Annotated in this window: 25 protein-coding genes; 4 read left to right on the top strand and 21 right to left on the bottom strand. The window is 64.3% G+C overall.

Annotated features, from left to right (window positions below; genetic code table 11):
- Positions 1–3 precede the first annotated feature (3 nt).
- Together ACGYLC_RS03225 and ACGYLC_RS03220 are read right to left on the bottom strand one after the other, a co-directional pair.
- Positions 4–720: a GNAT family N-acetyltransferase gene (locus ACGYLC_RS03225; protein ID WP_394421660.1), complete on the bottom strand. Its 717-nt coding sequence runs from the start codon at positions 718–720 to the stop codon at positions 4–6.
- Positions 717–1,436, bottom strand: a complete 720-nt coding sequence (locus tag ACGYLC_RS03220) for a competence/damage-inducible protein A (RefSeq protein WP_394421658.1) — start codon at positions 1,434–1,436, stop codon at positions 717–719. The genes ACGYLC_RS03225 and ACGYLC_RS03220 overlap by 4 nt, the downstream gene beginning before the upstream one ends.
- A 47-nt stretch (positions 1,437–1,483) precedes the next feature.
- Here ACGYLC_RS03220 and sfsA point away from each other — a divergent pair, with 47 nt between their 5' ends.
- Positions 1,484–2,191: a DNA/RNA nuclease SfsA gene (gene sfsA / locus ACGYLC_RS03215; RefSeq protein WP_394421656.1), complete on the top strand. Its 708-nt coding sequence runs from the start codon at positions 1,484–1,486 to the stop codon at positions 2,189–2,191.
- 51 nt (positions 2,192–2,242) lie between these two features.
- Entirely contained in the window at positions 2,243–3,073 is an 831-nt protein-coding gene (map, locus tag ACGYLC_RS03210) for a type I methionyl aminopeptidase (protein WP_394421655.1), read from the top strand.
- A 28-nt stretch (positions 3,074–3,101) separates the two neighbouring features.
- On the opposite strand, the gene ACGYLC_RS03205 is transcribed toward map, so the two are convergent.
- The 8 genes from ACGYLC_RS03205 to ACGYLC_RS03170 all read right to left on the bottom strand — a co-directional run bounded on the left by ACGYLC_RS03205 (position 3,102) and on the right by ACGYLC_RS03170 (position 10,700).
- A complete protein-coding gene (locus ACGYLC_RS03205) occupies positions 3,102–4,178 on the bottom strand; it encodes a DUF1513 domain-containing protein (RefSeq protein WP_394421653.1) in 1,077 nt (358 codons plus the stop codon).
- Positions 4,178–5,164 carry an imelysin family protein gene (locus ACGYLC_RS03200; protein ID WP_394421651.1) on the bottom strand — a complete coding sequence of 329 codons (987 nt, stop codon included), beginning with the start codon at positions 5,162–5,164 and terminating at the stop codon, positions 4,178–4,180. Before ACGYLC_RS03200 ends, ACGYLC_RS03205 begins: the two co-directional genes overlap by 1 nt.
- Positions 5,164–6,705, bottom strand: a complete 1,542-nt coding sequence (locus ACGYLC_RS03195) for a di-heme oxidoredictase family protein (RefSeq protein WP_394421650.1) — start codon at positions 6,703–6,705, stop codon at positions 5,164–5,166. Before ACGYLC_RS03195 ends, ACGYLC_RS03200 begins: the two co-directional genes overlap by 1 nt.
- 52 nt (positions 6,706–6,757) lie before the next feature.
- Positions 6,758–7,243 carry a bacterioferritin gene (gene bfr / locus ACGYLC_RS03190; protein WP_394398670.1) on the bottom strand — a complete coding sequence of 162 codons (486 nt, stop codon included), beginning with the start codon at positions 7,241–7,243 and terminating at the stop codon, positions 6,758–6,760.
- Positions 7,240–7,488, bottom strand: a complete 249-nt coding sequence (locus ACGYLC_RS03185; RefSeq protein ID WP_067266845.1) for a bacterioferritin-associated ferredoxin — start codon at positions 7,486–7,488, stop codon at positions 7,240–7,242. The genes bfr and ACGYLC_RS03185 overlap by 4 nt, the downstream gene beginning before the upstream one ends.
- Positions 7,489–7,551: 63 nt before the next feature.
- Complete coding sequence (locus ACGYLC_RS03180; protein WP_394421648.1) at positions 7,552–8,814, bottom strand: imelysin family protein; 1,263 nt, start codon at positions 8,812–8,814, stop codon at positions 7,552–7,554.
- A 126-nt stretch (positions 8,815–8,940) separates the two neighbouring features.
- A complete protein-coding gene (gene rsmD, locus ACGYLC_RS03175) occupies positions 8,941–9,498 on the bottom strand; it encodes a 16S rRNA (guanine(966)-N(2))-methyltransferase RsmD (RefSeq protein WP_394421646.1) in 558 nt (185 codons plus the stop codon).
- A complete protein-coding gene (locus ACGYLC_RS03170; RefSeq protein ID WP_394421644.1) occupies positions 9,495–10,700 on the bottom strand; it encodes an NAD(P)/FAD-dependent oxidoreductase in 1,206 nt (401 codons plus the stop codon). The genes rsmD and ACGYLC_RS03170 overlap by 4 nt, the downstream gene beginning before the upstream one ends.
- An 88-nt stretch (positions 10,701–10,788) precedes the next feature.
- Here ACGYLC_RS03170 and ACGYLC_RS03165 point away from each other — a divergent pair, with 88 nt between their 5' ends.
- The gene (locus tag ACGYLC_RS03165) at positions 10,789–11,277 is read left to right on the top strand and encodes a peroxiredoxin (RefSeq protein WP_394421642.1); all 489 of its coding nucleotides are present in this window, start codon (positions 10,789–10,791) and stop codon (positions 11,275–11,277) included.
- A 222-nt stretch (positions 11,278–11,499) separates the two neighbouring features.
- On the opposite strand, the gene ACGYLC_RS03160 is transcribed toward ACGYLC_RS03165, so the two are convergent.
- The 8 genes from ACGYLC_RS03160 to ACGYLC_RS03125 form a co-directional block, all read right to left on the bottom strand.
- Positions 11,500–12,345 carry a mechanosensitive ion channel family protein gene (locus ACGYLC_RS03160; RefSeq protein ID WP_394398660.1) on the bottom strand — a complete coding sequence of 282 codons (846 nt, stop codon included), beginning with the start codon at positions 12,343–12,345 and terminating at the stop codon, positions 11,500–11,502.
- A 12-nt stretch (positions 12,346–12,357) separates the two neighbouring features.
- On the bottom strand, positions 12,358–12,666 hold the full coding sequence (locus ACGYLC_RS03155) for a 4a-hydroxytetrahydrobiopterin dehydratase (protein WP_243262074.1): 309 nt from the start codon (positions 12,664–12,666) through the stop codon (positions 12,358–12,360).
- Positions 12,663–13,850 (bottom strand): GNAT family N-acetyltransferase, encoded by a 1,188-nt coding sequence (locus ACGYLC_RS03150; protein WP_394421641.1) that lies wholly within the window; start codon positions 13,848–13,850, stop codon positions 12,663–12,665. The genes ACGYLC_RS03155 and ACGYLC_RS03150 overlap by 4 nt, the downstream gene beginning before the upstream one ends.
- A gap of 48 nt (positions 13,851–13,898) precedes the next feature.
- Positions 13,899–14,660, bottom strand: a complete 762-nt coding sequence (locus ACGYLC_RS03145; RefSeq protein WP_394421639.1) for a glycerophosphodiester phosphodiesterase family protein — start codon at positions 14,658–14,660, stop codon at positions 13,899–13,901.
- Entirely contained in the window at positions 14,657–15,115 is a 459-nt protein-coding gene (locus tag ACGYLC_RS03140) for a RidA family protein (RefSeq protein WP_209218518.1), read from the bottom strand. Before ACGYLC_RS03140 ends, ACGYLC_RS03145 begins: the two co-directional genes overlap by 4 nt.
- 84 nt (positions 15,116–15,199) lie before the next feature.
- The gene (locus ACGYLC_RS03135) at positions 15,200–16,510 is read right to left on the bottom strand and encodes an HlyD family type I secretion periplasmic adaptor subunit (RefSeq protein WP_394421637.1); all 1,311 of its coding nucleotides are present in this window, start codon (positions 16,508–16,510) and stop codon (positions 15,200–15,202) included.
- Positions 16,507–18,243, bottom strand: a complete 1,737-nt coding sequence (locus ACGYLC_RS03130; RefSeq protein WP_394421636.1) for a type I secretion system permease/ATPase — start codon at positions 18,241–18,243, stop codon at positions 16,507–16,509. The genes ACGYLC_RS03135 and ACGYLC_RS03130 overlap by 4 nt, the downstream gene beginning before the upstream one ends.
- 112 nt (positions 18,244–18,355) lie before the next feature.
- Positions 18,356–20,602: a transglycosylase domain-containing protein gene (locus ACGYLC_RS03125; protein WP_394421634.1), complete on the bottom strand. Its 2,247-nt coding sequence runs from the start codon at positions 20,600–20,602 to the stop codon at positions 18,356–18,358.
- A gap of 271 nt (positions 20,603–20,873) precedes the next feature.
- Here ACGYLC_RS03125 and ACGYLC_RS03120 point away from each other — a divergent pair, with 271 nt between their 5' ends.
- Positions 20,874–22,181, top strand: coding sequence for an ammonium transporter (locus ACGYLC_RS03120; protein WP_394421632.1), 1,308 nt, complete (start codon positions 20,874–20,876; stop codon positions 22,179–22,181).
- 59 nt (positions 22,182–22,240) lie between these two features.
- Here the strand turns inward: ACGYLC_RS03120 and ACGYLC_RS03115 are convergent, their stop codons facing one another.
- From ACGYLC_RS03115 to sseA, 3 genes are all read right to left on the bottom strand, one after another.
- Positions 22,241–23,965, bottom strand: a complete 1,725-nt coding sequence (locus tag ACGYLC_RS03115) for a histidine kinase N-terminal 7TM domain-containing protein (RefSeq protein ID WP_394421630.1) — start codon at positions 23,963–23,965, stop codon at positions 22,241–22,243.
- A 192-nt stretch (positions 23,966–24,157) separates the two neighbouring features.
- Complete coding sequence (locus ACGYLC_RS03110; RefSeq protein ID WP_394421629.1) at positions 24,158–25,339, bottom strand: aromatic amino acid transaminase; 1,182 nt, start codon at positions 25,337–25,339, stop codon at positions 24,158–24,160.
- A gap of 33 nt (positions 25,340–25,372) precedes the next feature.
- Entirely contained in the window at positions 25,373–26,227 is an 855-nt protein-coding gene (sseA, locus tag ACGYLC_RS03105; RefSeq protein ID WP_394421627.1) for a 3-mercaptopyruvate sulfurtransferase, read from the bottom strand.
- Positions 26,228–26,483: the final 256 nt, after the last annotated feature.

Here is a 26,483-nt window from a genome sequence, read left to right as displayed (position 1 = left end):
CCTTCACTCGGTGCTTTGACGGTAATGATAGTGCCCGACCGGTGCAAAGCCCAGCTTGGCATAGAGCGCCTGCGCACGGGTATTGGTATCGACGCAGAGCACCGACAGCCGTCTGGCCCCCTGCGCCTGCCCCCAATGGGCAGCAGCCCGCATCAGCCAAGTCGCCACGCCTTGGCGCTGTTGATGGGGCAGCACCTCGACCGCGTGAACCATGCAGATATCATTGTGCACCCCGGCAAAGGCCACGCCCGCCGGTTTCTCGTTCCAGCGGGCAAGGATGCCGGTCTTGGTTGCGGCACGGTCCATCACGGCAAGGCGGGCGGGGCCGACCCCTCCGGCGGCCCAGACCTCGGCCATGATCGCCAGCGGCTCCCAAATGCAAAAGGCGGTGACCGGGGGCATCGGAATATCGGTGAGGCGGGTGATCGGCAGGCTCAGCACCGTGACCGGATCGACCACATCGTACCCCCGCGCGGCCAGCAGCGCGTCGAGGTCATCTTCCCCCGCGCGCACCATGAACAGCGGGCGCTGGTCCATCTCGCGCATCGCCGCTTCGGCGGTCGGAATGTCGGCAGCGGTTACCGCCCCGCGCGCCGTCGCCGCCGAGACGCGTTTGCCGCCGCCCTGCCCTTCGCGCAGGGTCCATGGGCCGTGCTCGACGCGCCGCGCAGCGGGCCATGTCGCGTCGCCCGCGTCGAAAAACGCCTGTGCATCGCTCATGCGAAGGCGGCCTTGAGCTTGGTCATCGCGGCTTCGACCATCCCCGGATCGCTGCCCCGGATCACCACATGCGCGCCAAAGACACCGTCCTTTTGAAACGGGTAGCTGCCCATCGACAAATGCGGATATTCCTCGGCCAGCGCCCCCAGCGGCCCGGCGATATCGCCCTCGCCCCGGTCGATGCGCAGGGTCTCACTGATCAGGGGCTGGCCGCCTGTCAGCCCCGGCAAGACACTGGCGACCATGGCTTGAAACACCGCAGGCACCCCGGCCATGACATGCACGTTTTCGACGATGAACCCCGGCGCGGCAGAAACCGGGTTCTCGATCAGCGTGGCGCCTTCGGGGATGCGCGCCATGCGCAGGCGCGCCGCGTTCATCTCGGTGCTTGCGCGGGCGTAGTGTTCGGACAAAATCTCGCGCGCATCTGCGCGCACGTCGATGTCGCGGTTGAAGGCGGCGGCAATGCAATCGGCGGTGATGTCGTCATGGGTCGGCCCGATCCCGCCCGAGGTAAATACATGGCTATAGGCCGAGGACAGCGCCTGCACGGCGGAGATGATCGCCCCGTGATCGTCCGAGACCACGCGCACTTCGCGCAGGTCGATCCCCACCTTCGTCAACTCCCCCGCAAGGTGATGCATATTGCTGTCACGGGTCCGGCCCGAGAGGATTTCGTCGCCGATCACGATCATCGCGGCGGTGGGGTTTGACATGGGGCGGCTCCTTGAGGATGGCGTCCCTTCGGTATAGGCCGCGCCCCATGCGCTTTCAAACCCAACTTGTCCCCGCCCGGCTGATCCGCCGCTACAAACGCTTTCTGGCCGATTGCAGGTTGGAGGAGACGGGCGAAGAGGTCGTGGCCCATTGCGCCAACCCCGGCTCGATGATGGGCCTCGCCGACCCCGGCAGCCGCATCTGGCTGGAGCCGAACGACGATCCGAAGAAAAAGCTGAACTACGGCTGGCGCTTGGTCGACCATGAGAACGGCCATTTCACCGGCGTCGACACCGCCCTGCCCAACCGCGCGATGAAGGCGGCGCTGATCGCAGGTGAGGTCGCCCCCCTCGCCGCCTATACCGAGGTGCGGCCCGAGGTGAAATACGGCGAAAACTCCCGCATCGACTTCCTGCTCAGCGGCGATGGGCTGCCCGATGCCTATGTCGAGGTGAAATCCGTCACCCTATCACGCGAAACCGGGCTGGCGGAGTTTCCCGACAGCGTGACCGCCCGCGGGGCGAAACATCTGGGCGAACTGGCGCGGATGGCTGAGGCCGGGCACCGCGCCGTGCTGCTCTATCTGGTGCAGCGCACCGATTGCACGCAGATGCGCCTCGCAGCCGATATCGACCCGACCTATGCCGCCGCCTCCCATGCCGCGCGGACGGCGGGGCTGGAAATCTACGCCATCGCCACCCATATCACGCCCCAAGCCGTCACACTGGCGCAACCGATCCCCTTCGCGGGCTGAGCCGCTCTGGCCCTCGCCCGAAAGCCACGTTAAGTAGGAGCGAACACAAGCATGGAGAGAGCGGTGAACAACGCACACCGAGGCCGCCAGACGCGCGACGGCATTCGCATTTACGAGCCTTCCGATCACGCCGGGATGCTGGCAGCGGGCCGTCTTGCCGCCACCATCCTCGACGAGATCGCAGAGCATGTCTTCCCCGGCCAAACCACCGGTGAATTGGACCGCCTGATCGAAGAGAAGGTCAACGCCGCCGGGGCGAAATCCGCCACCATCGGCTACAAGGGCTACAAACACGCCAGCTGCATCTCGGTGAACCATGTGGTCTGCCACGGGATTCCCAGCGACAAGAAGCTGAAAGACGGCGACATCCTGAACATCGACGTGACCGTCATCGTCGATGGCTGGTTCGGCGACACCAGCCGCATGTATGTGGCGGGCAAGCTCTCGCGCAAGGCCGAGCGGCTGATCAACGTGACCCACGACAGCCTGATGCGCGGGATCGAAGCGGTGAAGCCGGGCAACACCTTTGGCGACATTGGCTATGCGATCCAGACATTTGTCGAAGGCCACCGCATGTCGGTCGTAACCGACTTCTGCGGGCACGGTCTGGGGCAGGTCTTTCACGCGCCGCCCAACGTGCTGCACTATGGCCGCCCCGGCACCGGTGCTGTGCTTGAGCCGGGCATGTTCTTCACCATCGAGCCGATGGTGAACCTTGGCCGGGCCGAGACCAAGACCCTCGCCGACGATTGGACCGCCGTCACCCGCGACAAATCCCTCTCGGCACAGTTCGAACATTCGGTCGGCGTGACCGAAGACGGGGTGGAGATCTTCACCCTCTCGCCCGGTGGCTTGTTCCACCCGACTTACAAGACCGACTAAATGCAGCGGGGGCAGCGCCCCCGCCCGCCTATGCGTCGATGGCAACCAAATGGTTGTCCCACGCCCGTTTGGCCGTGGTCAGCCGCGCCAGCGTCGACTCTTGCAGCGACAGGATACCACCCAGCCCATCCGTAGCCACAAAGCCGCCCCGGCCCGGTGCCAGCCCGCAGACATCGGCGCGACGATGGCTGGCAAGGAAAGAACCCTTGTTGTCAAAGACATGCAGCCGCCCGCCGCGCGGTGAGGTGATCCCAACGGCTCCGCCATCCGCCGCGAATGCCACGCTGCCCGCGTAGCCCTGCATCGCGATTTGCTCGGCCAGATCAGCCTCGGCTAAGATGGGCTCTTCCCCGCGCCGATGCAGCCCCAGCAGCGGCACGCCGTCACCCGGCTCCCCCTGCCATTGCATTGCAAAGGCCACCTGCCCATCTGGCGCCAAGGCCAGATGCCGGATCGAATTCTTATGCAGATCATCGGTCAGCGAAACCTGCTCCAACACCTCACCCGAGAGGCTGACATAAGACAGATTGGGCCGCATGACGTCGATGTTCAACTTCTCCCGCCCGCTGTCGGGATGGGTGCGGATGCCGCCATTGGCCACCACGAGCACATCCTCGGCCCAGCGGCGGATTTCATGGGGGCCGACCCCGCCCGAGGCAATCTCTCCGATCCGGGCATAGCCCTTGGCGCGGGACCACAGGCCGATGCGCCCTTCGCCGCTGTCGATGTCATTCTCACTGGTGGCGAGGATGGCCCCGGCCTGCAAAAATGCCCCATGCCCGTAAAAATGCCGCCCCTCTGGCGCGTCGAGCCTGTGGGCCACACGGCCCTTTTCGCAGTCGATCACCAGCGCGAAACGTCCCGGACGGCGGGCAAAAGCGACCGCCTCGGGCGCGGTGGGATGGGCGGCGGCGGCATGGCCCCGGTCGGGCAGCGGGATGCGGAAAATGTCGTGGCCGGTCCCATCCAGTCCGAAAAGCGCATAGGCCCCCGAAGGGTCACGCGCGGCGGCAAGGTAGACGGGGCTCCCGGCGGCGGCCCAGCCCATCGCCGGTAGGCTCGACGCGGCGGCGAGACCGGCGAGGAAATGGCGGCGCGAGGGCATCAATCCCCATCCGCCGAGTTGAACCCAACCGAGACGCCAAGCGCCGTGGCGATCTCTGCCCCCACCGCCTCAGAAATGGCGCGCACATCGTTTTGCAGCGCTTCGACCCGGATACGGCTGATCGGATCGGCCACCCCGGCGAAAACGGGGTCTTCCAATGCACGCGCGGCGCTCAATGCGCGATCGAATGCGGCGTCGGTCTTGGGGGTGGGCGCATCCGACAGCGTGTCGGCCAGACCCTGCAATGCTTCGAGCGACAGGACCACATTGCGCAGGCTGCGGCCCGAACGGCGCGCCTCGGCCACCTGTGGTTTGGGGGCGTCGAACCGGCCCATCGGGCGGCCCAGACGTTGGTCGGCCACGAACGCCAACCCGGTGGCGAGGGCGGTGTAAAGCGCCTGAGACGCTTCGCGCGGGCTGAGGAAACGGTCATTGCCCGCCTCCCCCGCGCTGCGGAGCGTGGCAGCGAAATCCTCACGCCAAGCGGTGTCGACCGCGCGCCCCAGTTCCGCCAGATCGGCCGCCATCGCGCGGGCCAGTGCGCAGCTATAGCTGTCTGCCCCGTAGCCCGCGAAGTCATCGTCACTTAGCAGCCGTTCCAGCGCAAAGAGCCCCCGCGCGGCGATGGAAACTTCGGCGTAATCACCGCTTGTGGCGATCGGGTCTTCTTCGGCCACCATCCGCGCCACGCTGCGCCCCACCATGCCGCGCGTATCGGGCCAAAAGGCGATGGCCAGCCCGCGCCCGTCTTCCTCTAGCGGGCCAAGGGTCAGATGCGCGATGCCGAGCCATGCGTCGAAAGCCTGCTGATAGGCCGGGCGCAGGGCGGCATCGGTGCAATCCGCCTGCGCCGCCGTATCAAGCGCCGCCGTGGCCGAGGCGAAACGGGCGGTGCCGGGCAGCGCGTGGTCTTGGATCACCTCCGCCACCCCGGCAAGGGCGGGGGCGGCGATCAGAAGGAAGGTGGCGGTCAGCAGGCTGCGCATCAGAGGCTCTCCAGATAGCGGATCAGGGCGTCACGGTCGGCTTTGGGCATGTCTACCACGGCATCGCGGGCGGGCTGGGCTTCGCCGCCGTGCCAGAGCACTGCTTCGAGCAGCGACCGCGCCCGCCCATCGTGCAGGAATTGGGTATGCCCGTTGACCTGCTCGGTCAAGCCGATGCCCCAAAGCGGCGCGGTGCGCCATTCGCGCCCATTCGCGCGGCCCTCGGGGCGGTTGTCGGCCAGCCCTTCGCCCATGTCATGCAGCAAAAGGTCGGTCATCGGCCAGATCAGTTGGAAGCTCTGCTCGGGCTGGTCCTCCAACCGTTCGGTCACGAATTTCGACTGGTGGCAGGCGGTGCAGCGGACCTCATGGAACACCGCCTTGCCGCGCAGCACCTCAGGCGCGCCGACATCGCGGCGCGCGGGCACGGCAAGGTTGCGGCTGTAGAAGGTCACCAGATCCAGCCCCTCGGCGTCGATCTCGGTGCCACGGTCGTCCCCATCCCCATGGGGTGCCGCGCGGCAGGCGGTCTGCTCTGCCGTGCAATCGCCCCATGCCGCGTCGAAAATTGGGGAGGAAATGCCAATGTCGCCTGCAAAGGCGCTAGCGGATTGTTCGCGGATCGTCGGCGCCCCGGCTTTCCAGCCGAAACGGCCCAGCATCGGACGCGCATGTTCAAAGGACCAGACGATCTGCGCCCGGCCCGAAATGCCGTCTCCATCGGCATCCTCCGGGTCGGCCAGCGCCAAGATATCTGCCGCTGGGATCGCCTCCAACAAGCCCAAGCCGATCATCGGCGGGGCGACGCGGGGGCTGAGCATCGCGCCCTCGGCCAAGGGGCCATAGCCGAGGTCTTTGGCGCTGTAGGTCGGGCGGCGCAGGCTGGCGGTCTCCCCCTCCGACAGGGCGACTGCCACCTCTTCATAACTCACGCCGAGACGGTATTCCGCCGGATGGCCCGCCACCCCAAAATCCTGCAATTGCCCGCCATAGACCGGATCGGGCCGCGTGCGCGGGGTCTCATCGCCGACCGAAAGCAGGAAGGCCTCGATCTCGCTCATCGCCTCTTCGGGGGGTGTGGGGACCGAAATGCGCAGGAACATCGACACTGCGTCATCTTCTGGCCCCTCGGGCGGATGGCCGCGCCCGTCTTTCAGGTGGCAGCGCTGGCAGGACCGCGCGTTGAAGAGCGGCCCCAGCCCGTCAGAGGCCAGCGTCGAAGACGGCGACGACACCCAGAGCTTTTTGAACAGCCCGTTGCCGACCTTGAAGTCCAACTCCCGCTCAAAGGGGATATTGCCCGAAGGCAGCGAAAACGCATCGGCATTGCCGCGCGGGGTGACTGTGGCGGCCCCCGCCGGGTTCGTCTCAAAAGGTTCGGGCCTGTCGAATTCGGTCGCCGGGGCGGTGACCTTGGCGATCCGGGCGGCCTCTTCCGCTGTGCGGGGGATCACCTTCAGATGCGGTTCCTCCAAGGCTTGCGGGGCGGCGACGGCCATGCTCGCGGCGGCCACCGTGAGCATCGGAATGAGGAAACGCATGGGGAACGCCTTGGATAAGCGGCAGGCCCGAAACCGGGCCTGCCCGTCGCGGTTACTTACTCTCGTCTGTCGGCTTGGCCTGAAGCTGGCCATAGACGGCCTCGCCCAGTTCCGCCTGAAGCGCCAGTTGGGTTTCGAGGAAGTCGATATGCCCTTCCTCATCGGCAATCAATTCTTCGAACAGGTTCTTCGAGACATAATCGCCCACCTGATCGCAGTGATTGCGCGCTTCGATATAGAGGGTGCGGGCCTCATGCTCGGCGGCAAGATCGGATTCGAGGCACTCCTTGACCGTCTCACCTATGCGCAACGCGTCCAGCTTTTGCAGGTTGGGGTGCCCTTCGAGGAAGATGATCCGCTCGATCAGCTTGTCGGCGTGGTTCATCTCTTCGATGCTTTCCTCGCGCGATTTGTCGGCAAGCCGGCCATAGCCCCAGTCTTCTTGCAGGCGGTAATGCAGCCAATACTGGCTGACCGCCGTCAATTCGCTGCGCAATGCCGCGTTGAGATATTCGATGACCTTGTCGTCGCCCTTCATGAACCTGTCTCCTTGTTTGGTTTTGCCTGACATAGAGTGGTTGTCAGCACCGGCACGGAAAAGTTGCCATTTCCGCGCATGGTAGACAAGAACAGAGGCATGCAGCCCCCACAATCGGCCGCTTTGCCCAAAGCGCGGTAGACTTTACCGGCCGTGATGACCGTACGTGCGTCAGAGGCGCGCATCCAGTCGATGGCATTGTTGATGTCGCGATCGGTGATGTTCTGACAATGACAAACAATCATGGTGTTGCGTATTCCTTGGCTGGCCCCGGGCCGCGACAGCGCGCCCCGGGGGATAGTTTAGGATTACTGGAAGACGGCCTCCGGCGCGTCGAGGCTATCGGAGCCTTCGAAGGCGATCTCGTCACCGCCCAGAGCCGTCACCGCGCGTTCGATGGCGCGGGTCTGGTTCACCAGCGCGTCGACCGCACCCATGATCAGCGCCTCGCCTTCGGCATTGCCGCGCTCAAGCATCATGTCATAGCTGAAACCCGCTTCAGCGGCAGTCTTGATCTGGCCCAGCTCCACCATGGAGGCGTTCAGCTTGGCGCGCAGGTCTTCGTCGACGCTGGCATCGGCACTGGCCACCAGATCGGACAGCGACGCGCCCGAGACCACCCGCCCATCGACACGCAGGTATTCGCCCAGATAGACGTTCCGCACGCCCAGCCCGTCGTAGTAGTGGCTGTTGTGGGTGTTGTCCGAGAAGCAATCATGCTCTTCCTCGGGGTCGTTCAACATGACGCCCAGCTTCATCCGCTCCCCGGCCTGTTCGCCGTAGGAGAGCGAGCCCATGCCGGTCAGGATCGCGTCGATCCCCGCGTCTTCGTCGGCCAGCACGGCGGCGCGTGCCTCACCGCCTTCGGCCCATTGCCCGGCCATCCATTCCAGATCGCTGACCAAAAGATCGGTGGCGGCCTTGAGGTATTGCCCACGGCGGTCGCAATTGCCGCCGGTGCAGTCGTCACCCGCTGCGTAATCGGTCCAAGGACGGTCACCCGCGCCGTGGTCGGTGCCGTTCAGGTCTTGGCCCCAGAGCAGAAATTCGATGGCATGGTAGCCGGTGGCGACATTGGCCTCGACCGCCCCCGCCTCATGCAACTGCCCTTCGAGCAGGTCAGGCGTGATCTCGGTGGCGTCCACCTCTTCCCCGCCGAGCGTGAAGCTCGGGTTGGCGATGACGTTCAGAACCGCCAGTTGGTTCTCATCCGTCTCACCACCATAGGAGGCGTCGACATAGTCGATCAGACCTTCGTCCAGCGGCCATGCGTTTACCTTGCCTTCCCAATCATCGACGATGGCATTGCCAAAGCGGAACACCTCGGTCTGCTGATAGGGCACGCGGGCGGCCAGCCATGCGGTTTTCGCGGCCTGAAGCGCCTCGGCAGAGGGGGAGGCGATCAGCGTCTCGACAGCGGCTTGCAGGGTCTGCGCGGTGGTCAGACTGTCTTCGTATCCGGCCTGCGCGATGTCGGCATAGGTGTCCAGCACCTCGGCCTTGCCTTGGGCGAATGCCGGGGCGGCGGCGAATGTGACCAGCGCAATGGCCGTGGACGTTTTGAGGCGCATCGGATGTCCTTCCTTGAAAATCACCATGGTCCCGGCGCGGGGCGCGGGGCCTTCTCGCAATAGGTGACTTATTTGGTCGGAAAAGACAAGGTGCAACCTCAGTCGGGCTGAACCTGCGAAATCCCGTTAGTTGGTGGCCCGTACCAGCAGGGTCACATGGGTATCGCCATATTTGCGCGTGTCGATCCGGGCGAATCCCTCAGGCGCCTGCATGGGGGCGCTTTCCTCCCAGACAACCATCGCGCCGGGGGCGAGCCAGCCGCCTTCGGCCGCCGCGCCAAGCGCCTTTTGCCCCATGGATTTGCCATAGGGCGGGTCGAGAAAGACCAGATCGAAAGCCGCCTGCGTCCACGGCCCCAGCCGCGTGGCATCGTGGCGCAGAAGTTGGGTGTCCGCCGCCGTGTCCAGCTTGCGCATATTCTCTCCGATCAGCCGCTGCCCGGTGCGGCCATTCTCGACGAAACAAACCGATGCAGCCCCGCGCGACAGCGCCTCGAACCCAAGTGCGCCGGTGCCCGCAAAGAGGTCCAACACCCGCGCACCTTCGATCACGTCGTGATGGGTCAGCATCGAAAAAAGGCTTTCGCGCACCCGGTCCGAGGTCGGGCGCAGATGCGCCCCGGCATCGCCCTTGCCAAGTGCCGCCAGCGGGCGGCCCCGGTATTTCCCGGCGATGATCCTCATGCCCGCAGCAGCGCCTTGAGGTCCGTCTGAGGGTCCGCGACCAAGGCGGGATCGGGCGATTTGCCCGCTTCGATCAACCGTTTGCCGACCATATAGCCGCGCGGATCGTTCGCGGCATCGACGGCCAGCAAGGTCTCACCGCGGTAATACCAGAAGGACGCGCTGCCCGCGCCCCGGCGGGTGACGACGCGGTCATAGCCTGCGTTCAGCCCGGCGATTTGCAGTTTCACGTCATATTGATCAGACCAGAACCACGGTTTGGCGATATAGTCCTTGCCCGCGCCGAGGATGTTTTCGGCCACAACCTCGGCCTGGTCGATGGCGTTCGGCACGCTTTCCAGACGGATGCGCCCGCCGCGATAGGGGAATGAGGTGCAATCGCCCGCCGCCCAGATGCCGGGCAGGTTCGTGCGGCCCTGTGCGTCGACCTTGATGCCATTGTCGATCTCGACCCCCGCGCTGGCGGCCAGCGCGATGTCGGGCGCGATGCCGACGCCGGTGATGACGAAATCGGCGGCGATCTCTGTGCCGTCGCTCAGCCGTGCGCCGGTGACTTGGCCCGCGCCCAAGAGCCGCTCCAGCCCCACGCCTTCGCGCAGGCGCACGCCATGGCTTTCGTGCAGGGCGCGGAAATAATCGCTGGTCTCGGGCGCGGCCACCCGTTGCAGGATCCGGTCGGCCATTTCCACCAGCGTGACCTCGAGCCCCAGCTTGGCAGCGACCGCCGCCGCCTCCAGCCCGATATAACCGCCGCCGACGATCAACACCTTCGCGCCCTTGACGAAACGCGGGGCCATGGCATCCACATCCGCCAGATCGCGCACGGTAAAGACACCCTCCAGCGCCCCGCCGATCGCGGCGGGCAAGCGGCGCGGGGTCGAACCGGTGGTCAGCACCAGTTCGTCATAGGCGACCGGGCCGTCGGAGGTGCTCAGCACCCGCGCCGCGGGATCAATCGCCGTAACGCGGCAGTTGGTTTTCAGCGCAATGCCCTGATCGGCGTAAAATGCCTCGGGTCGGAGCAAGAGACGCTCTTGGCTCATCTCCCCCAGCAGGTAGCCTTTGGACAGGGGCGGACGTTGGTAGGGGGCGCAGGGCTCGGCGCCGATGAGGGTGATTTCCCCCTCGAACCCGCCGCTGCGCAGTTTTGCCACGCATGACGCCCCCGCCTGCCCGGCTCCGATCACCACCACATGCCGCATCTGCCATCCCCCGATTGATCTGGTCTCAGTCGCGGTCAAAGCCTATATCTGGCCCCAAGACAACCGCAATGACAGGAGAGGCTATCCCATGACGATTTCTCAAGGTTCGACACTGCCAGACGCGAAACTGGTTCAGATGGGCGCCGATGGGCCCGAGCCGGTGCAGATGGCCGACAAGGTCAAAGGCCGCAAAGTGGTGATCTTTGCCGTTCCGGGCGCCTTCACGCCGACTTGCCACTCTGCCCATCTGCCCAGCTTCGTGCGCACCAAGGATCAGTTCGACGCCAAGGGTGTGGATGAGGTGATCTGCATCTCCTGCAACGATCCTTTCGTGATGAAGGCTTGGGGTGAGGCGACCGGCGCGACTGAGGCCGGGATCACCATGCTCGCCGATGCCAGCAGCGCATTCACCCGCGCCATCGGCATGGAGTTCGACGCCGAGGGCGCCGGGCTGGTGAGCCGATCCAAACGCTATGCGATGCTGGTCGAAGACGGGAAGGTCACGCTCTGGCAGCCCGAAGAACGCGCCGGCACCTGCGAGATTTCCGGCGGCGAAGCGCTGTTGGATAATATGTAAAGTGACGGGCAGCGACTGAGCGGATCAGGCGCTGCCCTTCCAACGATCCGCCCGGTGGCACACCGGGCATCGCCCTCCCTCCCCCCGGAGGGCGATTTTGCAAGGGTCTGGCAGACGGAACCTCAATTTAGGGTGAACCGGCCCGCCATACAGCAAGCCCCTCATCGCCCCCCAGGGAGGGCGATGCCCTTCGTTTCAGCAGGCAACGCCCCTTCAGACGCCTTACTCCGCCGCCTGCACGATGGTGCGTGTGGGGAACGGAATATCCACCCCGCCCTCATCCAACGCTTCTTTGACTTTGCGGGTCATATCGGCCTTGAAGGCAAAGTAATCCCCCGCGCTGCACCAGACCCGCACAAGGAAATCCACCGAACTGTCGTTGAGGTTGTTCACCTGAATGAAGGGCTCGGGATCCGTATGCGCCCGCTCGTCCGACATGATCGTGCTGCGGATGATATCCTCGGCGGTCTTGAGGTTCGCCCCATAGCCCACGCCAAAGGTCCACTCCGCCCGGCGTGTGGGGTTGACTGAGTAGTTGGTGATCACATTGCCCCAAACCTCGGAGTTTGGCACGATGACCTGCACGTTGCTGAGATCGGCCAGAACGGTGTAGTTCAGGTTGATCTGCTTGATCGTCCCCATCTCGCCCGCGATTTCTACGAAATCGCCGATCTTGATCGGGCGGAACAGGATCAGCATGACCCCCGCAGCCACGTTCGACAGGGTGCCCTGCAGCGCCAGACCAATCGCCAGACCCGCCGCACCAATGACCGCCACGACCGATGTCGTCTTGACCCCGAAGGTATTGAGAACAAAAAGAACGGTGAACCCCAGCACCACATAGCGCACGATGGAGGCGAGGAATTCGAACAGCATCTCATCGAGATGCTTGTGCCGTTTGCCCAGATTCTCGACCCGATGTTGCAGCCAAGTGGACAGGATCCAGCCCAACAGCAGAATGACGATCGCGGCGATCACCGACCCCGCCGCGCTGGCCAAAAATTCCAGCGTCAGCAGATCGGCGACTGTCTTGCCCTGCCACAACTCGGTTTCAAACAAATCTTGCATCCGGTCTCTCCGTCAGTCTTTCCCGGCCCCAAAGAGACCATCCATCTTGCGCGCCAGCTTCGCGTCGAGCGAGCTGAGCCCATCCACGTCATGGGTGATCAACGTCACCTCCACCCGGTTGTAAACGTTGCTCCATTCCGGATGGTGATTCCATTTTTCCGCCCAGATTGCCACCCTTGTCATCCAGCCAAAGGCATCGGCGAAATCACTGAACTTGAAGGTCTTGTGGATCGCATCCCGGCCTTCCACCATCTCCCAGCCCGTATTAAACAGCGGCTGAAGCAGGGTCTTGCGGGTCTCGATGCTCAATCTCTCGGTCATTCTTGTTCCTCGATCGTCGTCTTTTTGAAAGGGCCGTAGTCGGTCAGCACGCTGATCTCCTCGTCCACGGCGTCGCGTTCGGCCTGCAAATACTCCCCCACGGCGGCGGCAAAGCCCGGGTCGCGCATCCAATGCAGCGACCATGTGGGCGAAGGCAGATAGCCCCGCGCGAGCTTGTGTTCGCCCTGCGCGCCCGCCTCGACACGGGCAAGCTCATGGGCGATGGCGAAATCCATGGCACGATAATAGCACAGTTCGAAATGCAAAAAGGGGTGGTGTTCGGTGCAGCCCCAGTAGCGGCCAAAGAGCGTCTCGCGCCCGATGAAGTTGAGCGCCCCGGCCACCCAACGCCCGTCGCGCTCGGCCAGCACCAAAGCGATATCGCCGCGCAGGCTTTCTTGCGCATGGTCAAAGAAGTCCCGCGTGAGATAGGGCGAACCCCATTTCCGCGCGCCGGTGTCTTGATAGAACTGCCAAAAGGCGTCCCAATGTTCCGGCGCGATTTCGTCGCCAGTGAAGGTATGGATCGTGCCGCCAAACGCCTGCGCCTGCGCGCGTTCCTTGCGGATGTTCTTGCGCTTGCGCGAAGACAGGCTGGCGAGGAACCCGTCGAAATCGGCATAATCGCGGTTGTGCCAATGGAATTGCTGGCTTTTGCGGCTCATCAGGCCGAGTTCTTCGGCCCGCGCGACTTCGCCCTCGGTGCAAAAGGTCACATGCAGCGAGGACAGGGCGTTGTTGTCGGTCAGCTGCACCGCGCCTTGAACCAACGCCGCCGTGCCCGCCTCTTCGAACCCGGGACGCACCAGAAAACGCCGCCCGGTGGCCGGGGTATGTGGCACCGCGATCTGGAGTTTCGGGTAATAGCGCCCACCCGCGCGTTCATAGGCATGGGCCCAGTTGTGGTCGAAGATATATTCGCCTTGGCTGTGCGATTTGGCATACATCGGCGCCACGGCGATCACTTGCCCCGCGATCCGCGCCACCAGATACTGCGGCTGCCAGCCGGTGCCGGGGCCGACAGAGCCGCTGCGCTCAAGCGCCGAGAGGAAGCGATAGGTGGTGAAAGGGTCGCGCGGACGGCCCCCATCCGCGGCCTCGGGACAGGCGCAGGCGTCCCAATCCTCTTGGCCGATCTGCGCCAATTCCGGCACCACGGTAATCTCGATTTCCTGCGCGTTCATCTGAACCTTGCCTGCCTTGCGTCCTATGTGTGGCCTCGGCCTCGCAGATCAAGGGCGCGGGCGCGGCAGATAATCCTCGAAGGTCACGTTCTGCGCCACCTGACGCGCGACCTCTTCCTCCGCTTGGCTGCGGATCGTCCAGCAGAGCACCGCCGCCCCTTCGGCCTTGAGTTCCGCCACGCGCGGGCGGTCCAGATCGTCGGCCTCATGGCTGATGAAACAAGACCCGCTGTCGGCGTAATCGGCAATCTCGCGCAGCCGGTCGCAGGTCGCGGCGGGCAGCGGCCATTCATCGGGGCGATAGGCGCTGGTGGTCAGACCGCGCGGCACCTCGGGCAAAAGCCGGGCCAGCGCGCGCACCGAATGCGGGTTGAAGGACATGACCGCCAGATCACCCCGATAACGGCCAAGGAGTTCCGCCGCGGCGGCCTCAAGCGCACCGACATCCGGCCCCATGGCACCGTCCTGATCCTTGAACTCCACCAAGAGCGGCACGCGCCCGGCAACGAGGTCGAGGATTTCCTCAAGCGTCGGGATGCCCTCATCGCCACCCTTCAGCGGGATCGCGGCAAGGGCCCTTGCGTCGCGCATCCGAACCGCGCCCCGCTCTGCCGTCAGCCGCTCCAACCCGTAATCGTGGAACACCATCGGCTTGCCATCGGCGCTGAGTTGCAGGTCGATCTCGATGCCCAGGCCCGCATCGACAGCCGCGCGCACGGCGGCGCGGCTGTTCTCGGGCCGTCCAGCGGCGAGGTCATGCAACGCGCGATGCGCCAGCGGAATGTTCAAAAAGGCGGCAGGAAGGGTCATTCGATTTCAAAGATGCCTTCGATTTCGACGGCGACACCCAGCGGCAGCGACGCGGCAGAGACCGCAGAGCGGGCGTGACGGCCTGCGTCGCCCAAGGCCTCAACCATGAAATCGGAGGCGCCGTTGATCACCTTTGGCTGGTCGGTGAAATCGGCAGTGGAATTCACGAAGCCGGTCAGTTTCACCACACGCTTGAGCCGGTCCAGATCGCCATCACAGGCGGCGCGGACCTGCGCCAGAAGGCTCAGCGCGCAGCTGCGCGCGGCGGCGGCACCGGCGTCGACATCCATATCGGCGCCCAAACGCCCCGTGATCAACCCATCCGGCCCGTTGGAGATCTGGCCCGAGACATAGACGGTATTGCCGGTGACCACGAAGGGCACGTAGTTCGCGGCGGGCGCGGGCGCGTCGGGCAGGGTGATGCCGAGATCGGCAAGGCGGGCGGTCAGGGACATGACGGGCTTCCTTTGGTTGCGGTTCTGGGCGGACGCTAACCGCCAGCCGCGCCAAGGGAAAGCCCCTTTGCCACCTGCCCCGCCTCAGCTTTCGCGGAAGGCGCGGGCGAAATAGTCGGCCATCGGTTTCAGCAAATAGGCCATGGGAGAGCGCTCTCCGGTGCGGATGAAGGCCTCGACCGGCATGCCGGGGAGGAGGATGGTGCCCGCCTCCAGCTTATCCGTCTCACCGGGGTTCAGCGCAATCTCGGCCCGGTAATAGCTCTGACCGGTGGCGTCATCCTCGATGGAGTCGGCGGAGACCTGCAATACCTTGCCCACCAGTTCCGGCGTGGTGCGCTGGTTCAGCGCCGAAAGACGCAGGTTCACCTCTTGGCCCACGGCGACCTGATCAATGTGAATGGTCTGCACCTGCGAGGCGATGATCAGCGGACGGTCCTGCGGGACGAGATACATCAGCGGCTCCGCCGCGCGGACAACCGAGCGGGGGGTCTGCACCTGCATGCCATAGATCACCCCCGACACCGGCGCGCGAATATCAAGGCGGTCAATCTCGGCCCTGAGCGCGCGGCGTTGTTCGGCCATCTCCAACTCACGATAGCGCAGATCGCGCAATTGGGTGATCGCCTCTTCCCGCCCGGCGGAGCGCAATTTCAGCCGTTCGATGTCGATCTCTGTCACACGCTCTTGCGACTGCGCCTTTTGCGCCGAAAGCTCTCCGATCTGGCCGCGCAGCCGGGCCTGTTCGCGCATCAGGGTGAGCACGGCGGAGGCCTGCGTCAGCCCCCGGTCCAGCAGTGACTGCTGATTGGCCAATTCCTCTTCGATCAGCTCCAACTGACGCGATAGCGCGGCCTCCTGCGCATCGACCCCGCGAATTTGCGCGTTGATCTGCGCCCGGCGCTTGCCCAATTGCTCAAGCTCTTGCGCCACGCTGACCCGGCGCGCGTCAAAAAGGTTGCGCTGCCCGTCCACGAGTTCCTGCACATCGGGGTTCGCCGTCCCGGCGGTCAGCAACTCTTCGTCGAAGGTGACGGTCTCGACCTCGTCGCGCTGCGCCTCCAGCCGTCCGCGGCGGGCCATAAGCTCGTAAAGCTGCCCTTCGACAATGGCCAATTGCGAGGTCAACTGCTCCGCATCCAGCCGCAGCAGCACATCCCCGGCAGCGACGCTGTCGCCCTCATCCACAAGGATGTCGGCCACCACGCCGCCGGTCTCATGCTGGACGATCTGCCGGTTGCGGTCGACTTCGATCCGGCCCGAAGCCACGACCGCCCCGGCGATTTGGCTGGTCACCGCCCAAGTGCCGAAACCGCCGAAGAGCAGGAGCAGCCCGATGAAGCCAAGGATCAAGGGCCGCCTCGCCGACCAGTCTTTGTCCTCGCGACCGCTCATACCACGCCCCCCGAGCGCGCGGGCGCTTTCTGAATCTCGCGGTGGTTTTGCACCATCCCGGCCAGCACCTCATCCTTGGGGCCAAAGGCTTTGCGCATGCCGTTATCCAGCACCAGCAGCGTGTCGCATTCCTGAATGGCCGCCGGGCGATGCGCCATGATCAGCACCGACCGCCCGCTGGCCTTCATCTGCCGGATCGCGTGGTTCAGCGCCTGCGAGCCGGTGTTGTCGAGGTTCGAGTTCGGCTCATCCAGCACGACGATCACCGGGTCATCATAAAGCGCCCGCGCCAGCCCGATCCGCTGCATCTGCCCGCCCGAAAGCCGCACCTGCCCCGCGCGGATGGGCGTGTCATAGCCCTGCGGGAATTCAAGGATCATCTCATGGGCCGCCGCCATTTTGGCCGCCTTGACCACTTTGGCGTCATCGGGCTCGGGGGAGAGGCGGGCGATATTTTCGGCAATGGTGCCGTCGAACAGTTGAACGCGCTGCGGCAGATATCCGATATGCCGCCCCAAAGTCTCGCTCCCGTAATGCTCAAGCGCGGCCCCGTCGAGGCGGATAGACCCGCCCGCAGGCGGCCAAACCCCGGTGAGTGTGCGGGCCAAGGTCGATTTCCCCGCCCCCGAGGGGCCGATCACGTCGACCGCCTGCCCCGGCTCTACGGTGAAGTTGATCGACTTGAGCGCCGCCTGTTTCTCACCCGGTGCCACGACGGTCAGCGCCTTGGCAGCCAGTTTCGCCTTTGGCTGTGGCAGGGCCGTGCGCGCAGGCTCCTCCCCTACCGCACCCAAAAGCTGCGCCAGATTGGCCCAACCGGCCCGGCCCCGCTGCACCACGGGCCATTGGTTCAACGCCAGTTCCACCGGGGCCAGCGCCCGACCCAATAGGATCGAGCCTGCGATCATCGCGCCCGGCGTCATCTGGTTTTTTAAGACAAGCCAAGCGCCGAGGCCCAGCATGGCGGATTGCAGAAACAACCGCAGCGTCTTGGTCATCGCGGTGAAAGTGCCGCCCACGTCGGTCGACTTCACCTGCTGCGCCAGCGCCTGCCCCCGGGCCTGCTGCCAGCGGTTAAAGGCGGCATCGCGCATCCCCATGGCCTGCACCATCTCGGCCTCGACCCTGATCTGGCCCGACATGGCATCCGCCGCCTGCCCCGAGATGCCAGCCCGGGCTTGGCTTTCGCGCGACAGCATCTGATTGGCCACCGCAATCACCACCAGCACGGCGGCACCGCCCAAGGCCAGCCAGCCCAGCATCGGATGGAACAGAAAGATCGCGGCGAAGAAGATCGGCGTCCATGGCGCGTCAAAGGCGGCCATCAGCACCGAGGAGGTCATGAGGCGTTGCACGGCTTCGAGATCGGCAAGGCCGGCGTTGGTTTTCACGTCCGGCGCCACGGCGGATTTGCGCACCACCGCGTCGAACACCCGCCGGTCGAGATCGGATTGAAACCGCGCCCCCACCCGCGCCATGATCCGACCGCGCGTGTAATCCAAAAGCCCCATCACCGCATAGAGAAAGACCACAAGAACCGAGAGGGCGATCAGCGTTTCCTCTGACCCGGAGCCGAGCACGCGGTCATAGACCTGCAACATATAGAGCGGGCCGGTGAGCATGAGCATATTGGCAAAAAGGCTGAACAGGGCCACCGCCCAATAAAGCCCGCGGCTGCGCCTGCGCACGCGACGCAGTTCGGACAGCCCCCTGTTCACCACATCGCTTTGCATCAATCCCTTTCAACGCTGCCCGCCACGCGCGCAGCACCTTCCCGCCTTCGGGGAATTGATACTGAGTTTAACAACCCAATGCTATTGATTTTTCGACCTGCCCCCGACCGCCTCAGCGGTCGAGGAAGTTCGGCGCGGGCGCGCTGGCGCCGCTGCCACTGCTGCCGCCCCCGAAGATGTCGCGCAGAACGCGGTCGATCACGTTATCCGCGCCGCCTTGGTTGCCACCGCCCTGCGGTTGCGGCTGGGGCTGCGGTTCGGGTTGTGCCTCGCTCAGGTTGCTGGGCGGGGCGGGTGCCTGCATTGGCAATTCCGAAAGAGGTATCCCCTCATGCACGCGGCTCATGGTTTCGCGCCAGATCTCCGCGGGCAGCCCACCGCCCGTGACCCCGGTAAGCGGTGTGTTGTCGTCATAGCCCATCCAGACCCCGGCCACGTAATCCGCCGAGAAGCCGACGAACCAAGCATCCTTGTTGGCCGAGGTGGTGCCGGTCTTGCCCGCCAGTTGCCGCCCGCCAAACTGGGCGCGCTGGCCGGTCCCTTCGGAGATCACCTTTTCCATCATATAGACCAACTGGCGCGCGGCATCTTCTTGAATGACGCGTTCGTTGATGCCGCCGCCGGTGCCCATCAGCGGCTCGGTCTCACCCAAGAGGCGCAGATCGACGAGCCCGTAGGGCGTCACTGATGAGCCGCCGTTGAGGATACCGGCATAGGCGCCGGTCATCTCAAGCAGGGTGCTTTCCGATGCGCCAAGCGCCAGCGCCGGACCGGCGGCCAGATCGCTTTTGATGCCGAACTGCGTGGCGACCGAACTCACCGTCTCGCGGCCCACGCTTTCCGAGACTTTCACCGCCGGAATATTCAGCGAGCTTTTCAGCGCCTCGGTCAGGGTCACCGGGCCCTTGAAACTCTTGGTGTAGTTCTTGGGGCACCACTGACCCGAGCCGGGAATGTTCAGGCAGTAGGGCTCATCTACGATGATGTCATCGGGTGAATAGCCCAGATCGAGCGCCGCGGCATAGATGAAGGGTTTGAAAGCCGAGCCGGTCTGGCGCATCGCCTGCGTCGCGCGGTTGAAGGCGCCCGCAACCTTGGTCTTGCGCCCCCCCACCAGCGCACGCACGGCGCCATCTGAAGACATCACCACGATCGCCGCCTGCGCCTTTGAGCCTTCGCGGACCTTATTCTCAAACACCCATTTCAACCCGTCCTCGGCCGCGCGCTGAATGCGCTGATCGAGGGTGGTCTTGATGATCACGTCTTCGGTGGTGTTGCGGGTAAAGAACTCCGGCCCCGAGGACATGACCCAATCGGCGAAATAACCGCCCGCCTCGGCCTCTGCCGCCTCGGACAGTTGCGCGGGGTTGGCGATGGCCTCGTCAGCCTCGGCGGCGGTCAAATAGCCCTGCTCCTCCATCAGGCGGATCACCGTGGCGGCGCGGCTTTGCGACCGGTCCAGATTATTGGTGGGCGAGAGGGTCGTGGGCGCGGTCAGAAGACCGGCCAGCATCGCGCCTTCCGCGGGCGAGAGGGCCGCCGCGGGCTTGCCGAAGAACCGCTGCGCCGCGGCCTCCGCCCCAAAGGCGCCGCCGCCCATATAGGCGCGGTTAAGGTAGATCGAGAGGATGTCGTTCTTGGTGTATTTCAGCTCCATCGCGATGGCAAAGAGCGCTTCCTTGGCCTTGCGGCTGAGGGACGAACGACGGCATTCCGCCTCGTATTCCTTTTCCGTCATGCCGCTGCTGGGGTCATAGGGCTCCCCCAGACAAAGCAGCTTGGCCGTCTGCTGGGTGATGGTCGAACCGCCGTGGCCGGACAGCGGCCCGCGCCCCTCGGCCAAGTTGATGCGCACCGCCGAGGCGATGCCCCGCGGGCTGACGCCCAGATGGCGATAGAATCGCTTATCCTCGGTGGCGATGACCGCGTTTCTCAGATGTTTGGAAACCGATTCCGCCGAGACCACGCCGCCAAACTGATCGCCGCGCCAGGCAAAGACCTCTCCCTCACGGTCGAGCATGGTGACAGAGCCGCGTGCGCGGCCATCCAACAGCGTCTCAAGCGGCGGGATCGAGGTGTAGATATAGCCAACGGCCAAAGCGAGGACGAGGAAGATCACAAGGCTCACGCGCCACGTGATTGTCCAGATCAAGCGCCAAATCCAACGGGCGAGGCCCGCAAAGAAACCGACGATACCGCCGCGCCGGGGGCGTTTGGGACGGGCGGCTTTGCGGCGGGCGGGCGCGGCCTTGCGCGTGGCCGGTTTGCCCTGCGCCGCAGTCTTGGCCTTGGGTTTGGCCTTACCGGGATACCGCTTGTCGGCCACCAATGGGCGTTTGCGCTTGTTCTTGTCGGTCATAATATCGCCTGCTCGGCCCTATTTTTCGCCACTTTAGCCTGACTGCAGTGGATTGTTTAGCACTGCAAGGTCCAATCGGCGTCAAATGTCTGATTAATTTATAGGCAGATTTCAGCCTGCGCCCGCTTTTTAAGCGGCACTGCCAAGCAATGGCGCAAATATGGCAAGCAAACCTGTCCAAGAGCGTCCGATATCCGGTTTTCTCATGCTGCACGGGCAGCCGCCCGCTTCGGTAAGCACGCATTCGGACCCGCAGACAGGAAACGACCATATGAAACCCATGTTAATACTTCCCCTCGCAGCGGCGGTCAGCGCCCTGCCCGGGCTGGCGCTGGCACAGGACGCGGAATACGCGACGCTGGCGGATACGACCTTCATCTTCAACACCCTGCTTTTCCTGATCGGCGGCTTCCTCGTCTTCTGGATGGCGGCGGGTTTCGCCATGCTGGAAGCGGGGCTGGTGCGTTCCAAGAACGTCACCACGCAGCTGACCAAGAACATGGGCCTCTTTGCGCTTGCCGCGGTCATGTATTGGCTGGTCGGCTACAACATCATGTATCCCGGTGACGGCAATTGGATCATGGAAGGCGTCTTTGGCACTCTTGCCACCAAGGACATCAAGACCGAGATCGACGCGGGCGGCTATTCCAACGCCTCCGACTTCTTCTTTCAGCTGATGTTCTGCGCCACCACCGCCTCCATCGTGTCGGGTGCGCTGGCCGAGCGGATCAAGCTGTGGCCCTTCCTGATCTTCGTGGTCGTGCTGACCGGCTTCATCTATCCGATCGAGGCGTCCTGGCAGTGGGGCGGCGGTTTCCTCTCCGCCATGGGCTTTAGCGACTTCGCCGGCTCGACCCTCGTGCACGCTGCTGGTGGCTTTGCCGCCCTCGCTGGGGCCATCGTACTGGGGCCGCGTTTGGGCAAATACGGCAAGGATGGCCGCGTCGTGCCGATGCCGGGCTCCAACCTCGCGCTTGCCACTTTGGGCACCTTCATCCTGTGGATGGGCTGGTTCGGCTTCAACGGCGCGTCGCAGCTTGCCATGGGCACCATCGAAGACGTGGACGCCGTGGCGCAGATCTTTGCCAACACCAACATGGCCGCTGCCGCCGGTGCCGTTGCCGCGCTGATCCTGACGCAGGTGATGTACAAGAAGGTTGACCTGACCATGGTGCTGAACGGCGCGCTGGCCGGTCTCGTCTCGATCACCGCAGGGCCGCTTGACCCGACGCTCTTCGGTGCGCTTTGGATCGGTGCCGTGGGCGGTGTCATCGTGGTGCTGACCGTGCCGATGCTCGACAAGTTCAAGATCGATGATGTGGTCGGCGCGATCCCGGTTCACCTGATCGCCGGTTTCTGGGGTACGCTGGTCGTGCCGGTCTATACCGAAGGCACATCCTTCGTCACACAGATCATCGGCTTTGCCGCGGTTGGCCTCTTTGTCTTCATCGTCAGCTTCGTCGTCTGGCTGATCCTGAAAGCCGCCGGTGGCATCCGCGTCAGCGAAGAGGCCGAGATCACCGGTCTGGACATGTCGGAACTGGGGATGGAAGCCTACCCCGAGTTCGCCAAGGGCTAAGCCCCGGCGACATCGCCAAACAATCGACCGCCCGGCTCGCAATGGCCGGGCGGTTTGCGTTAGCCCACTAGGGGTAAAGAAATCGTAAAGGTCGTGCCAACACCCGGGGCGCTGACATAGCGGATGCTGCCGCCGTGCCGGTCCAGAATCTGCCGGGTGATATGCATCCCCAGCCCGCTGCCATAGGCGATCTTGGTATCGGAGCCATCGACCTGCGAAAAGGGCGCAAAGACCTGCTCTTCCGCGCCCGGAGGAATGCCGCAGCCGCTGTCGCTGACCTGCACATGCGCCATGCCTTCGGACTGCCGAAGGCTGACCTCCACCTGCCCGCCCGGTGCGGAGAACTTCACCGCGTTCGACAGCACATTTCCAAAGACCTGCCCCAACCGCTCTGCATCGGCTTGGACCGTCAGCACCGCCTCGGGCATCTCGCAGCTAAAGCGGATATCCTTCTCCGGTTGCAGGCTTTCCGCCCGCGCCACGGCCTTTTGCACCAGCGGCGCGAGCGCGGCAGGTTGCAGGTCGATGCTGAACTCTGCACTGCTGAGGCTTTGGGTGTCGATCAGATCATTGACCAAGGTCGTCAGCGTCTTTGAACTGCCGATCGCCTTTGCCAGCAAGCGCGCCTTTTGCGCATCGCTCACCCTGGCCCCGCCCTGCGACAGCAGGCCAAGGGCGCCGTTGATGACCGTCAGCGGGGTGCGCAGCTCATGGCTGACCGTGGCGAGGAACTGCGCCTGCATCTGCTCGGCGGCGATGGCCTTCTCGGCGGCGATCTTTTGCACGGTCACATCCACCAACGCCACGGCCCAACCCGCCTGCTTCTGCCCCGCGCCCAGAGAGATCGCATGGGCGCGTACGGCGAAATGGCGGTGGCCCAGTCGGATATCGGTCACATCGGGCAGGCTGCCATGGACTGCAAGATAGCGGATGATCGGCCCCAACTCCCCAAAGGCGCTCAGCGGTGCCTCGGGGTCGGCCTCCCGGGCCAAGAGGTCGGCGGCGGCGGGATTGGTCTCGATCGCAGCGCCGCTCGGGTCGACCACGAAAACCGGATCGGTGCTGTTGTAGAACAACAGCTCGCGCGCGATTGCGTTCACGTCGATCCAGCGGTTATCGGCCACCAGCCAGACCACCAGCGTCAGCGAAAGCGCGAAGGAGAAGGGCGTCGGATCGGTGTTGAACAGGGTGATGCCGCCCAAGATATAGGCCAGATTGGCCACCATGGGGATTAGCGTCGCGGCGAAAAGCTTGAGGAAAAAGCTGCGCACCGCCGGGTTGGCCGAACGCACCGCCCGCCCCGCCACGACCGCCGCCGCCATGATGACCATGTAAAGATAGGTGATCGCGATGAAGAACAGCGGGCCGTGGTCGGATTGGACATAGGCCCCCTCTGCGCTCATCAACCACTTGGTTTCGGGGCCATAGAACTTCTCATGCCAACCGCTCGTCACCGCGGCGAGGGTGATCAACGCGGGCGCAAACCCTGCGCAAAGCGGCACCAACCACCGCGGCACCTTGGCCCCGAGCGCATATTCATAGAGGAAGAAAGCCCAAAAGGTCGGCAGCAGCACAAAGCCGATCCACGCAAGGCGACTGACTCCAAAGGCGCAGGCGGCAGAGGGGGCGGAAAGTTCGACCCCGACCGACAGAAGCCAGAGGTCCATGGCCAGAATGGCCAGCAAAAACCAATGCTTACCGGGCAGGCTGCTATGCCCGCGCACCCAATAGCCCAAGACCGTGACAAGCGATGCCGTCACGATCACCAGCTCTACCGCAGGCAAACTCACATCCAAACGAATGCATTGTAATAACGATACTAAAATTGACCCGACCCTGAGTTTTCACTCACGCTATCTAAACATGCCATTTCGACCAAGTTTTGATTAAAACAGGCCGGAATAGAGGCAGGGCCCCATCGCTCGGCAACAATTGGAAGCCGCTCCGGGCCGCGACCTGCGCGGCCCGGAATGCCGTTAGATACCGACGTCGATGATCGCACGGGCAAGGATCGGCACGCTGTTCTGGTTCAGCCCGGCAATGTTCATACGGCTGTCGCCAACCATATATATGCCATGTTTCTCACGCAGCGCATCGACCTTATCCGGCGTGGTGCCAAGGCGCGAGAACATGCCCCGGTGCTGTGCAAGGAAGCCAAAGCGATCCGACCCGGAGAGTTTCTGCAACTCATCCGCCAGTTGCTCTCGCAGACCCAGCATGGCGTTGCGCACGTCTTCCAGCTCGGCCATCCAGTCGGCCTTGAGGTCGTCATCAGTCAGGATGGTCGACACGATCCGCGCGCCGTGATCGGGCGGGAAGCTGTAGTTCTGGCGGTTGAGAAAGGCCAGGGTAGCTTGGTTCAGCCCCTGCGCCGCCTCGGCGGCCACCAGCATCAGAATGCCGGTCCGTTCGCGGTAGATGCCAAAGTTCTTGGAGCAGCTTGCCGCGATCAGACATTCGGGCACCGAAGCGGCCACCTTGCGCGTCGCGGCAGCATCCGCTTCCAACCCGTCGCCAAAGCCCTGATAGGCGATGTCGATCATCGGCACGGCACCGGTGTTTTGCAGCACGTCGATCACCGCGTCCCACTCCGCGCTGTTGAGGTTCGCGCCCGTTGGGTTGTGGCAGCAGCCATGCAGCAGGACCACATCGCCCTTCTTGGCGGTCTTGAGGTCTTCGATCATGCCGTCGAAGTTCACGCCGCCGGTCGCGCTGTCGAAATAGCGGTAGTTCACCACCTCCATGCCCAGATAGGACAGGATCGACAGGTGGTTCGGCCATGTTGGGTCAGAGACGAACACCCGCGCTTCGGGGTTGGCCATACGCACCAGTTCAAAGGCCTGACGCACGGCACCGGTGCCACCGGGGGTGGCGGCGGCGGCAATCGCGCCGCGCGGCACGGCGTCGCCCAGAACCAGTGCGGCCATCGCATTGGTATAGGCCGGATCGCCGGCCAGACCGGTGTAGACCTTGGTTTCCTGGTTTTCCCAGATGCGCTGCTCGGCGGCTTTGACGGCGCGCATCACCGGGGTGTTGCCACTGGCGTCTTTGTAGACACCGACGCCGAGGTCGATCTTCGTGTCGCGCGGGTCTTCGCGGTAGGCCTGTACAAGGGCGAGGATCTTATCGGCGGGTTGCGCCTTGAGCGTCTCGAACATTGGGTTCTCCGGTTGGAAGGTAACGGTAAAGGATTAAGCCGCGCCGGTGGCCACGGGCACGGTGGGGAACATGCCCCATTCTGCCCAAGAACCATCGTAGAGCGACCATTTGCGGTGGCCCATCCGCTCCAGCGCCAGCGCCAGCACGGCGGCGGTGATGCCCGAGCCGCAGGAGGTGATGACGGGTTTCGACAGGTCCACGCCCGCCGCCTCGAAAATGGCGCGGGTCTCTTCGGGGGTCTTCATCGTTTTGTCGTCGTTGAGCAAATCGGTGAAGGGCACATTGCGCGCGCCGGGAATATGGCCCGCACGCAGTCCCGCGCGCGGTTCAGGCGCATCGCCGCGGAAACGTGCTGCGGCGCGGGCGTCGATGATCTGCGGATCGCCGAGTTTGGAGGCATGGGCCACCTGTGTCACGTCGCGCACCAGTTGGTTCTGGAAGCGCACGGTCATATGGCGGTCGCGTGGCACGGGGGGCATGTCTTCGGTCTCGCGCCCCTCGGCCTGCCATTTGGGCAGCCCGCCATCCAGCACGGCGATATTCTCTTGCCCCATCAGGCGGAACAGCCACCAGACCCGCGCGGCGGACATCAGCCCCGCGCCATCATAGACAACCACCTGATGCCCATCGCCCACACCCATGGCGCGCAGCCGCGACATGAATTTCTCGATCGGCGGGGCCATATGCGGCAGGTCCGAACGCGCGTCTGAGATATCGTCGATGTCGAAAAAGCGCGCGCCGGGGATATGCGCAGCGTCATACTCCGCCTTCGGATCGCGCCCGGCGTCGGGCAGATACCACGAGGCATCAAGGATGCGCAGGTCCGGGTCTTTCAGATGCTGAGCCAACCAATCGGTTGACACCAATGTCTTGGGATCGTCGGCCATGGGGGCCTCCTTCGTCGCGGGCGTTGCCCATGCCTATAACCGGCAGGGGATGCTGGCAAGTGGAAGGGGGGCGGCGAGGCGTGCTGAGGGCCATCGCCTGCCCGCGGGTGGGCGATGTGACGTCGGTTCATGCCACTTTATGTCTCAACCGTGATGTACGCTCGCGAAGCTGCGCCAAACCTTACCAAATCGCCTACCCGGCGGGGCGGGCAGGCGATGGCCCGGCGCCTGCGGCTTGATTCCGGGCCGGTGGTAA

Source organism: Sulfitobacter sp. 1A12157, assembly GCF_043557345.1.
Lineage (GTDB): Bacteria > Pseudomonadota > Alphaproteobacteria > Rhodobacterales > Rhodobacteraceae > Sulfitobacter.
This window is presented reverse-complemented; position numbering and strand designations above follow the sequence as displayed.